9 protein-coding genes, 1 pseudogene and 1 riboswitch are annotated in these 11943 nt (G+C 42.5%); of the genes and pseudogenes, 3 read left to right on the top strand and 7 right to left on the bottom strand.

Features of this window, described 5'->3' with window-relative positions; translation table 11 throughout:
• Positions 1-69: 69 nt before the first annotated feature.
• From G343_RS0109880 to G343_RS0109850, 5 genes and pseudogenes are all read right to left on the bottom strand, one after another.
• On the bottom strand, positions 70-1263 hold the full coding sequence (locus G343_RS0109880; RefSeq protein WP_020007982.1) for a lipopolysaccharide biosynthesis protein: 1194 nt from the start codon (positions 1261-1263) through the stop codon (positions 70-72).
• Between the two features lie 108 nt (positions 1264-1371).
• Positions 1372-2002 (bottom strand): annotated as a pseudogene (locus tag G343_RS15210) (polysaccharide biosynthesis protein); the annotation flags it as partial.
• 851 nt (positions 2003-2853) lie between these two features.
• On the bottom strand, positions 2854-3018 hold the full coding sequence (locus tag G343_RS15205; RefSeq protein WP_020007978.1) for a hypothetical protein: 165 nt from the start codon (positions 3016-3018) through the stop codon (positions 2854-2856).
• A gap of 223 nt (positions 3019-3241) precedes the next feature.
• A complete protein-coding gene (locus tag G343_RS0109855) occupies positions 3242-3640 on the bottom strand; it encodes a hypothetical protein (protein WP_020007977.1) in 399 nt (132 codons plus the stop codon).
• A 236-nt stretch (positions 3641-3876) separates the two neighbouring features.
• On the bottom strand, positions 3877-5232 hold the full coding sequence (locus G343_RS0109850) for a GntP family permease (protein WP_020007976.1): 1356 nt from the start codon (positions 5230-5232) through the stop codon (positions 3877-3879).
• 527 nt (positions 5233-5759) lie between these two features.
• Positions 5760-5863, top strand: a riboswitch (TPP riboswitch).
• A gap of 85 nt (positions 5864-5948) precedes the next feature.
• Between G343_RS0109850 and G343_RS0109840 the strand changes: the two genes are divergently transcribed.
• A complete protein-coding gene (locus tag G343_RS0109840; RefSeq protein WP_020007974.1) occupies positions 5949-6536 on the top strand; it encodes a YkoF family thiamine/hydroxymethylpyrimidine-binding protein in 588 nt (195 codons plus the stop codon).
• Positions 6537-6682: 146 nt separating this feature from the next.
• Complete coding sequence (locus G343_RS0109835; protein WP_020007973.1) at positions 6683-8134, top strand: sodium:solute symporter family protein; 1452 nt, start codon at positions 6683-6685, stop codon at positions 8132-8134.
• A gap of 119 nt (positions 8135-8253) precedes the next feature.
• Here the strand turns inward: G343_RS0109835 and G343_RS0109830 are convergent, their stop codons facing one another.
• Both G343_RS0109830 and G343_RS0109825 read right to left on the bottom strand, forming a co-directional pair.
• Entirely contained in the window at positions 8254-9870 is a 1617-nt protein-coding gene (locus G343_RS0109830; RefSeq protein WP_020007972.1) for a BCCT family transporter, read from the bottom strand.
• Positions 9871-9970: 100 nt separating this feature from the next.
• Positions 9971-10210 carry a hypothetical protein gene (locus G343_RS0109825; protein WP_020007971.1) on the bottom strand — a complete coding sequence of 80 codons (240 nt, stop codon included), beginning with the start codon at positions 10208-10210 and terminating at the stop codon, positions 9971-9973.
• A gap of 212 nt (positions 10211-10422) precedes the next feature.
• Between G343_RS0109825 and exaC the strand changes: the two genes are divergently transcribed.
• Positions 10423-11943: an acetaldehyde dehydrogenase ExaC gene (exaC, locus tag G343_RS0109820; RefSeq protein WP_020007970.1), complete on the top strand. Its 1521-nt coding sequence runs from the start codon at positions 10423-10425 to the stop codon at positions 11941-11943.

The following is an 11943-nucleotide window of genomic DNA, read 5'->3' as shown; positions in this document are numbered from 1 at the left end:
AATAAACATACATTGAGACATAAAATGATATTATAATCAAAGTTAAATAGTATATTCTTAAAATTTTACTCACCTCATTTTCAAATTGTAATAAAGCGCTTTAGAAAGGGTGTTAAGTGCATTAAATAGTAATACTGTTACTCCTGCACCAAAAAGCCCGTAGTGATAAATTAAAAAATAGGCAACAATAAAAGTAATTAAGGAGATAACTACCAAGATATATGGTTGATACTTAATTGCTCCACTCAACAGTAATGCAGAATCATATACCCAACCTGAAATATTAAAGGTAATTACAAAACTAAATATATAAAGTAGATAGGTGTGATCGGCAAACTCTGCAGAATATAATATAATAAGTAATTTTTCTCCTATTAAATAAAATATTCCTAAAAATATAAAACCTATAATTAAAGAAATAATATTAACTCCATAATTTAGAGTGATATTAAATTTATATACATTTTGCTCATATACATTTTTCATATATGGTAATAACGTTTGCGTAATAGTACTCATGACAAGATTGAAGATTGTTACTATATATAGCGTCGCGGCCAGAACACCTACTTCTTCAAAAGAACCAATTATTTCTAATAAATATTTTGGGATATTAGATGAAAAACTCATTAAAGCTTGAACAATACCAAGTGGTAATAGTAATAATGAAATTTGTTTTATATCTATTGGATAATTATAATTTTTATAATTTACTAATGATAAATTTATTCTTTTTTCTAAAAACAAAAATAATAATAGAGCTAATAGTTGAAAAATCAACGAAATAGCTAGGTTTTGAGTGATTTTTAAAGTTATATAAAAAACCAAAGTGGAAAATATTATTCTACCCATCATTATTTTAGCTGGCTGTTCAAATATTTTCTCCCTATTGGGGAAAGATTGGTAGAATTCGGAATTGATTTCAATAATTTTGATAATACCAACAAGTAATATAATATAAAATATTTCATTATAAAATGTAATCGCAATTAAATTTATTAGCAATATCGCTAATAAGTTTGCTAAATTTCTTAATCTTAAAAACTTATAGTAATTGATGTTTGTACTCGCAATAATATAAGATCTCATTTTCATATTAAATAATAATGTAACGGGAGCAGTAAGAGCCATTGCAAATGTGTAAACTCCTAATTCAAGTTCAGTTAATATATTTGCTATAAGTATGACAATTAAGAATTTTGATAAGGCATTACTAATGTTTGCAGTAAAAACGTATGAAATATTTTTAAGTATTTTATTCATGTATACTTAACCTCTATTCACAAATTCTAAAATACTCGTCTTCAGATTATCCTCTTCAATAAATGATTTTATCTTTTTTCTAAAGTCGCTTTTTTATAAATTTTGATTTCCAATATAAATTTTTTCGAACACTTGATCCGGGTGTACTTCACTTTCATCGAGTAATTTTTTACCCGGTCTAAACCCCCGAAATCTTTGTTCCTATTTCGTTCTCTTTATAACTACTATAATTAATCATATTCTTTGCTAAATATATAATTTTTACTGCTTCGCCCATGTCTAGTACGAAAACCTCGCCCCTTTAGAAAATGTTCCAGCTTGAATCACTAGGCGGGACGCTTCTGGAATAGTCATAAAATAACATGTCATTCTTTCATCTGTAACAGTAATTGGTCCATTTGCTTCAATCTGCTTTCTAAACTTCAGAATTACTGTACCTCTGCTGCAAGCACATTTCCAAACCTCACCGCAACTAAAGTGGTTTTCTCTGCTTCTTGGTTAAGTGATTGTACCACCATTTCCGCAATACGTTTCGTTGCTCCCATTACATTGGGAAGATTTACTGCCTTGGCAGTAGATATCAAAACAAATTTTTTTCCTGATACTCAATTGAAGCTTCTGCTGTATTTTTTGTCCCTATAATATTATTTTTTACTGCTTCCTTTGGATTTGCTTCCATCAATGGTATATGCTTATGTGCTGCATGATAAACTATATCAGGCTTTATTTGGAAAAGAATCATCGTTAATATGTATGTAACAAATATCTATGTCGTCACTGCTTTCGCAATCGATATCAATTCCCTGACACTCGCGTACTCCCATGCTCTGTGATAACAATTAAAAAAATAAGCGAAAATATGATGACTGATCAACAGAGTGATGGAACCTCCCACAAGCAACGGTAATGTAGATTGCAGGAAAAACGCCGCGAGTATGTAATAACTCAAAAATACAGAAAAAAGTGACTATCAGTGAGTCAATCACCAACAGTAATGGTGAGAACCCTCCTTGTTACAGGTACTTCCAAATTACTGCACGCTCTCGATCTCAGTTTTACACGTCTGACGTATACGCTGGAAAAAGCAAGTTTCGAGTGGAAAACCGGGACCGGATGGGACTGTTCTTCCTGCAGCCGTTCAGCCCACAACTCAACTCGGTGGCAGGGTTATGGAAATAGCTGAAAGAATCAGTTATCGACAATGTCTTTTTGACAATGTGCAGAAAATCGTCCTAGCTGTCCTGGCATTTTTCCAAGATGTGGGTCAACGCCGGGATGGAGAGATTGACCGGTTGTGTGTCAGTATGTAAACAAGTTCATTCAACTGATATAGCTTTGTTTTTCTCGATGACAAAATTTCCTAGGGGGTCGATGGTATTGGTCCGGATGTTATAACTTCGAGGCTTTCTATTTCCGTTTTTTAACAATATCTGCTGATAATACTCAGTGATTACCAACTTCAAACATATGATATGTAGTTGGACGACGAATATCAGCATCTATTAAAAGTGTGTGTTTACCGAGGTGTGGTATGCAATTGCTACGTTTGCTACAGTTGTGGACTTTCCAGCTCTAGGTGAAACTACATTTTTACTTCATCCTGGCTGACCAGTATTTGCTTCGTATTGCGGCGTCATTAAAAAATGCGGTCGCAAAAGCGACAATCGCACCGAACCGCAACATTAAACTGATAATCCACCACCAATTCTCCCTGATGACTTCCAGAATATCTTCCAGGTTCAAAGCCTCTTCCATAAGGATCATCAAAATGTATGCATACTTTTTTGATTATTACCTAAGTAACTATAACATTAATACATGTATTTGAGGAGGGGAATATTTAAAATTCAACCATATATTTACAACTTATTATATCTTTTCACTTTACTTGTTTGCCTATTTAGGCATGCTTCACTTTCTCATACCCTACTAAATATATATAGGAATTGATGGCCAAAAACAATACTATCGGAAAAAATTACGTAAACATGAACAACCAGTTATACTCGAACATCCCGATTGTTATGAAAGCTGAAATATATACAGCACTGCCGAGGGGCTTTATGAACAAAACAAACACAACGAAGATAAAAATCAATAGAACGGTAAAAAATATCACGATCATCATACCGTAGCGGCCAAGGGTGTCGGACAGTATATTATGCGTATGAATGAAATCGATGAAGTCAAAATAATCATGCCCTTCCTCAAGCCACGTCCTGTTATGAAACACCGGCTCCCACAGTCTGTATCGTCCTGAAGTGAAATCATTCCAATTCACTCCGCCGCTTCCGATACTGCCCTCGATGAAAAAGCGGAAAAGCGGCTGGAAGAAGAATATCAATATCCCTAAAAGCACGGTTGCTGAAGCGTTCATAAAAAACTGTTTTTGTCTTTTGGATGTTTGATACAGATTGATATACGTAAATTATATGGAAAGTATGTCGAAGAATGTAAATATCGCTGTCCGACTCACTGAAATGGTGAGCCGGACAGCGAGTATAACAGCATCCATTTGTTTAACTTCGGGATATCAGCAAGTCCGCTGTAAATGAATCAGCAACATGATTATTTCCAACCCATCACATTTCAACTATGAATAGAAAATTACACTTATACAAAAACTATCCAAAGTATAATAGAAATTGAAATCGCAACTAATCCCTGTACTAAAGTGGCAGCCGTCTGACCTTTATACGCCTGGGTCACACTCATACCGCTAAATTCTTTAACCACCCAGAAGTAACTGTCATTAATATGGGACACTACCATCGCTCCGGCCCCAATCGCCATAACGACCAATGCCATGGGTAAAGGATCCTGAATGCCGGCGTCAACTAATATCGGCGCTACTAACGTTGATGTAATTACAAGCGCTGTCGTTGAAGAGCCCTGTGCTGTTTTCAGCGCTGCAGCAATGACGAACGGTACCAGCAGGAATAAGGTGCCTGTGAAGAATGAATTTTCACCAACACTTTCGATAAAACCAGTAATATTGGTCGATGATATAACCGTACCGAAAGCACCGCCCGCACCTGTGATCAGTAGAATGGGGGCAGCTGTTTTCAGTCCTTCCTGTATCCAATCATTCATTGTTTCACGATCGAATTTAGGCAGAAGAGTGAATCCGGTCAATACACCCCCAAGAAGTGCTACAGAAGGATCTCCTAAGAATAGAAGGATGTTGAAGAAATTACCTTCCCAGCCGGCAAATGTAACAATGGAACCAATGGCAATCAGAATGAGCGGCACTGCAATCGGTGAGAATGCTTTTACGGCTGAAGGCATTTCCCCGAATTCTTTAACGACCTCATTATAGTCAATCTGCATCTCATCTTCGCCTTCCACTTTAATCTTTGTTCCAACTTTTATCGCCCAGAAATAGCCCGCCATAATCGTCGGTATGGCAACAACCACGCCTATTAAAATAATAGTGCCCAGGTATTGCTCGGCGCCAATATTCCCCGCTGCCGCGATAGGGCCCGGAGTCGGCGGTACCAGGGTATGTGTAGCAAATAGCCCTGTGGATAAGGCAATAGCCATTGAAGCGACTGCCACCTGAGCTCGTTTAGCGATTGCTTTTTTCAGTGAGGATAATATGATATATCCGGAATCGCAAAACACAGGAATGCTGACAATACTTCCAATAACACTCATTGCGAGCTGCGGCCGCTTTTCCCCAATCAAGCGTAAAACCACTTCTGCCATTTTATAGGCCGCTCCTGTTTTTTCTAACAGAACACCGATAATCGTACCGAACACGATGACTAAGCCGATGCTGCCCATCAGGTTTCCGAAGCCATTATTGACCGCTTCAACAATCTCCATCAAAGGCAGTCCTGCTAAAATCCCTAGAACGAACGAAGCGATAATCAAAGATAAAAAAGGATGCATGTTGAATTTCGCAGTTAAACCAATCACCAGTAACACTGCAGCTACAATTACAAGAACTAAACCAAAACCTTCCATATTATAATCCCCTCTATTCTATAATTTGTTTATAAAAATGAATAATATGTGCAGTTCACTGATAACAGTAAACTGTTCCGCATTTCTAATGCACGATCTTCTTGAGTAAAGCCGCACACACTTATAGTTAAATCCCCCTCCCTTTGATCCATGTTGACTTGCAGCCACACCAAAGACCTGAAAACTTAAAAATGTAAGCGGTTACTATTTATTCCGAAAACTTTACTCCATGGTGCCTTTCCGCCATTTGTCATAGAGAATTGTAAACATTCAGACTCTGGTAAACCCTTTTTAATCCTTTTAGTCTTTACAAAGCAACATTGTTCAGCTGGCAAATTGCCTTTAAAAAAGTCAGGACAAATACAAACTTCCATAACTGTTATATCTCCTGTCAATATCCAGTTTAGTTAACATTTATAAACAAAACAATGCATGATTTGGATAAAAGCTAAATCGCCGCCAGCCCATCATTCTTTACTTCCCTCGTTCAACCCCCTAAAATAGTAAGTGTAATAAGAACTGCATATCCGAAGCACTAGGGGTGCTGTCATAAAGGCGGCTGAGACGGTGGAACCGGACCCTCACACCCGATCTGGATAACACCAGCGTGGGGAAGTGCAGCTCTGTGTAAGCTGAAGATCGGTAATGATGACATGGACTGCATTCCCTTGGGAGTGCAGTTTTTCATTATCAATTATCTGACGGAGGGTTTTATGATGGCTATTGAAAATAATACAGACAGAATTGCAGGATGCCAATTTAATTTGAGCGTAATGAGTGATGATTTTTCTGATGTGATCTTGTCTGCACTGGCTGAGGTTGATACGTCGAAAGTGTGGAAAGATACGGATGACGTTTCGACGTGTGTCCGCGGCAGAATGACGCATGTGTTCGATGTGGTGAAAGCGGTGTATCTGCAGGCAGCAAAAACAGGCAAACATGTGGAGATGAGCGGGACGTTCTCCATCGGGTGCCCGGGAGATTCGTCGGGACATGCCTACATGGACGTGACGGATGACCGCCTGAATGTGGTTGATTCATCCGAAATTTCCCAGGCCGCTGGATGCAAATTCGCCCTTTATCCGATGAATACGGACAACTATATGGAAAAGATCAACGAGCAGATTGACCTGTCCAAAGAACGCGGGGTGACAGTGAGTCCAACCCACTATGCCACGCGCCTTGACGGCGAAGTGAATGATATTTTCCGCGCAATAGAAACTGCGTTCACAAAAGTTCAGGCAGTGGTCAGCCATACAACCATGACCTTCACCATTTCAGCAAACAGCCCGTCCAATCGATAGACCAGGAATGTCCGTACCAGCTGCGTAATGGACTGGTACGGACATTATGACAATATTGAATTCAAATATTCACAGCCCTTAAAATCCAAAATAACGACAGCAGTGATGTCGTATATATCAACAATGATACAGGTGAGGTGACACATTTGAATTGGTATATTTTTTGGATTGTCGTTTTTCTTATCGGAATTTTCACCGTAAGTATATATTATTCGAGAAAGATCAAAACGGCTGATGAATATACAATGGCCAATTTCAGCCTTGGGTTTTTCCCTATTTGCGGAACGATCATCGCCACTTCCTTAGGTTCGGCAGCCGTCATTGGATCCTCCGGCAAAGGGCTCGAAATCGGTATTGGCTGGATACTGACAAAACTCCCGACTGTGTTTTTTTCCATATTGTTAGCAGTTTTACTGGGGGCAACCATCCGCAAACTAAAGCTGTATACATTACCTGACTTATTTGTCCGGCGTTTTGGCAAAACATCCGGGATCATTCCTTCTCTCATCATCAGCATCCTATACATGACACCAACATTCGGGATGCAGGTTGTCGGAATGGGATCGGTTTTAACCATTGCTTTTGACATTTCTGTGACGACAGCCATGCTGGTCGGTTTTGTCATCTGTGTGCTGTTCACATTGATGGGCGGCCTGCCAAGTGTTGCCTGGACCGATGCTGTACAATCGGTGCTGATACTTGCCGGTTTAATCTTCCTGTTTGTGCTGGGATTGAACTATGTTGGCGGCCCCGGTGCTGTCATCAGCAACACACCCTCTGAGTCATTGAACCTTTTCAGTATGGAAACGACTGAACTGATTAACTATTTGATTATATTCGGGCCATTTTATCTGGTGTGGCAGACATCCTGGCAGCGCATTTCGGCGGCAAAAACGGAAAAAATTGCTGTCAGGGCTGTATCCACCGGATTCATTATCACCTTTTTAATAGCGTTCTTCTCAATCGGAATCGGCATTATTGCCCAGCAGGTGCTCCCGGCGAACACCGACCCGGACCTTGTGTACACTCAATTCCTTGCGGCTGTCGCCCATCCGGCTATCGGCGGGTTATTCATGGTATCTCTGTTTGCAGCTGTATTGACCGGTGCCACTTCTTTCCTGTTAAGCGGGGCGATGAATATTTCCAAAGACATTTATCAAGGCTGGATTAAGCCGGATGCCAGCAGTCGTGAAGTGCTCGGGGTATCACGCTTGTCCGTTGCCGGAATGGCCGTCATTGGCTTAATGGTCGCATTGTTCATCACAGATGTGATTGCCATCTACTCATATGCCTTAGCTTTATCTGCGATTACAATGGTCGCTCCGGTGCTCGCTGCGATGTTCTGGCGCCGGGCAACGAAATCCGGCGTCATTCTCAGTGTCATTGGTTCACTTATTGTTTCCGTGACCTGGAGTTTACTCGGACAGCCATTTGGCTTTCATGTCATCATCCCGGGCTTACTCACATCGTTTGTGTTACTCATCACCGTCAGCCTGAGTACGAACCACTCCAAGGATGAAACGGTGACCGCCTATTATTTTGATCTAAAAAAAGAAAAAGATCCATCACAGGCAGCTGCTGAATTGGAGAACGTGTAAACTTGGACTTTGGTGTTACGATTATGCTTGATCAATTTTAAACCCGGACGGTCATATGACCGCCCGGGTTTTCTAATGTCTGATATTGTTTTTTTAATACGCTTTATGCCGACAGCGTTTTATTCCCACCATCTGTCACGCTTATCATATTGAGCGGTTAATCTTTTTCGTTCTTGTTCTTCGTATAATCTTGCTCTTTCTTCGAGTTTGATCCTGTCCCTGCTCAATGTCTTCATAAAGGACACCATCAGCATGATGAAGATTATGATCAGTGGAACACCAGCGACAATTGATGATGTCTGAAGCAGGCTCAGTGAATCATCTCCGCCAATAAGCATCAATGAAAACGGCAGCAGGGACAGTGCAAATGCCCAGAATAATCTGTTTCCTCTGTGCGGTTCACCATCCACCTCTGTCTGAGATGTGCCAGCCAGGATGTAAGAGCCTGAATCAAAGGTTGTCGCCAGATAGATGATTGCAGTGAGGAGGAACAGCACAAGCGCAGCATCTCCCATCGGCAGGTGCCCGACCACGGCTATGATTGCATCTTCGCCGCTTTGTTCTGCCAGAACATCAGTCACTGAAAATGTACCTGAAAGCTCCAGCCAGAGGCCGTAGTTACCGAGTACACCAAAGAACAGCACGCATCCTAAAGTACCATAGATCAGCGCCCCCAATATCACTTCCTTCAAATTGCGGCCTTTTGATATACGAGCGATAAACAGTCCGACAAACGGGGCATATACCAGCCACCATGCCCAGTAGAACACAGTCCAATTCTGCGGAAAAGAGGTCTCTGGGATGTTGCCCTGCCCCCCGAACGGTTCAAGCCAGGTTGCCATACGGAAAAAGTCTTTGATCAACAACCCCACGCTGGATACTGTCGTTTCCATGAGGAAAATCGACGGACCCACAACAAAAGCAAAGGCAATCAGGATAAATGTCAGCCAGACATTGATATCGCTAAGCAATTTGATGCCCCGTCTCAATCCGGAATAAGCACTGAATGCGAAGATCAATGTTGCTGTAAGCATAATGGCTGAGCGGAGAACGATGTTTTCCCCATCTATGCCGAATAACGCTTCAATACCTGCCGCGATCATAGGTGTACCGAGACCCAATGTAGTCCCTGCGCCGCCCAGCAGGCCAAAAATGAAAAGAATGTCAATAAGCTTGCCCGGCCATCTGGTTGTATACTTGCCAAGTATCGGCGCACAAGCCAGACTAATTTTAAGTATCGGCGTCTTTTTGACGTACAGTGAATAGGCGATTGGAAGGGCTGGCATCACATAGATCGCCCATGCGATCGGCCCCCAGTGAAATATACCATAAGTGCTTGCATAGTTGATGGCCCCTTCACTTTCCGGTTCCAGATGAAACGGCGGTGCCTGATAATAGTATACCCATTCAATGACGCCCCAGTACAGAATACTGGAACCGATACCGGCGCAAAACAGCATCGCTGCCCAGCTGAGTGTGCCAAATTCAGGTGTGTCGGATGGCTCTCCCAGTGTCACATGGCCATATTTACCGAATGCGATATAAATTATGAAAAGGAAAACTGCGAGGCCAAGGGCCAGATAGACAGCGCCCAGTCCGGTGGTCACCATACTGTTCAGTGACATGATGACCGCATTGCTGGCTTCAGGAAACACTATAAGCGGTATAACCACCGACAGCAATATCAATAAGGAAACGATAAACGTCGGCCAGTCCATCAGATTATTCTTTTTCATATTTACTCACTCCATGTCCTTTTACTTTAAAGTTAAATCCAACCGTTAAAGCTTAACATAGATCAGAATATTATCAACGGAGTAAAGAAAGGAGAACCATTCAGTCATAGTCATATCTTTTGAACCTGACAGTGAACGGCAGGAAGACTGCCAGATAGATGACGAGCAGACCTGCACTTATCATGATTGATGCCCATACCGCCATCTGCATCACCGGTATGAATATAAATACCATCAGCGCAATCGCAATGATGGCAACGTAATCATAGATGATTGTCAGCGTTGACGGTTCTATGTATGCCCGGCACCTGGGACACTTGATCCGCGTCCGCGGTTTCAAGGAATACCCCAACAGTTTTTGCCTATAGGTCCACTGGTGACTGCAAAACGGGCACTTCCCCATGCCATCTCTCCTTCTGAGTTCATTCTATGTCTTTATTATACAACAATTGCTGCCATCCACCAAATCCTCTCATTGAAGTGTGAAAGCCTTTACAAAAGTTCGATGATTCAGATAAAATGGAAGTATCAAATTTATGGGGGTATGAGTATATGGTATTTGAATTTCCGCACAAAGAGAATGCGCAGTATAAAGTTAAGGCGCAGTATGAAAACTACATCGGCGGCGAATGGGTAGCCCCGGCAAACGGACAGTATTTCGATAACGAATCACCGGTGATCGGCAAACCTGTTTCGAAAATGCCGCGTTCCACGAAGGAAGATGTAGACAAAGCGATCGATGCAGCCCATGAAGCGCAGAAGTCCTGGGGGAAAACTTCTGCCACTGAGCGCAGTAATATTCTGCTTAAAATCGCGGACCGCATCGAGGACAATCTCGAAGAACTGGCTGTACTGGAAACTTTTGAAAACGGCAAAGCGGTACGGGAAACCCTGAACGCCGACCTGCCGCTGGTCGTGGATCACTACAGATATTTTGCAGGAGCGATCCGGGCCCAGGAAGGCGGTATCTCACAAATTGATGAAGACACTGTCGCCTACCACTATCATGAACCGCTGGGTGTCGTCGGTCAGATCATCCCATGGAACTTCCCGCTGCTCATGGCGACATGGAAGATTGCACCGGCGCTGGCCACAGGAAATTCAATTGTTTTAAAACCTGCAGAACAGACACCCTCAACAATCCTGCACTTGATGGAACTCATTGGAGACCTCATTCCAAAAGGCGTATTGAATGTCATCAACGGATTTGGCTCTGAAGCGGGACAAGCGCTTGCCACCCATGACAGGGTCAATAAGATTGCGTTCACCGGTGAAACGACCACCGGCCGTATCATCATGCAGAACGCCAGCCAAAACATCATTCCGGTGACGCTTGAGCTCGGCGGCAAGTCACCCAACATCTTTGCCAAAGATGTCATGGACGCTGAGGATGACTATCTGGATAAGGCAATTGAGGGGCTGGTGATGTTCGCTCTGAACCAGGGTGAAGTGTGTACATGTCCTTCCCGCGCACTGGTCCACGAGGATATCTATGACGCGTTTATGAAGAAAGTGGTTGAACGTGTCGAGCGTATCCAGGTGGGCAACCCGTTCGATGAAAGTACGATGATGGGGGCGCAGACATCAGAAGAACAGAAGGAGAAAATCAGCTCATACCTGGATATCGGCCGAAAGGAAGGCGCAGAAATCCTGACCGGCGGTAATGTCAGAGAAGTCGACGGAGAAATCGCTGGCGGCTATTATTTCGAACCCACCATCTTCAAGGGAGACAACTCCATGAGAATCTTCCAGGAGGAGATTTTCGGCCCGGTACTGGCGGTTGCCACTTATAAAGATGATGATGAAGCAATAGAAATTGCCAATGATACACTGTACGGACTGGGCGCCGGGGTATGGACACGTTCCCAAAACAGAGCATACCGTATGGGTCGGGCGATCCAGGCCGGCCGTGTATGGGTGAACACATTCCACGACTACCCGGCGCATGCCGCATTCGGCGGTTACAAAATGAGCGGGATCGGCCGGGAAAACCATCTGATGATGCTCGGCCACTATCAGCAGACGAAGAATCTTCTGGTAAGCTACGACGAAACGCCAAAAGGACTGTTTTAA

The organism is Salinicoccus albus DSM 19776 (genome assembly GCF_000385175.1).
GTDB classification, from domain to species: domain Bacteria; phylum Bacillota; class Bacilli; order Staphylococcales; family Salinicoccaceae; genus Salinicoccus; species Salinicoccus albus.
The sequence above is the reverse complement of the archived record's forward strand: the minus strand, read 5'-3'. Positions and strand labels throughout refer to the sequence as shown.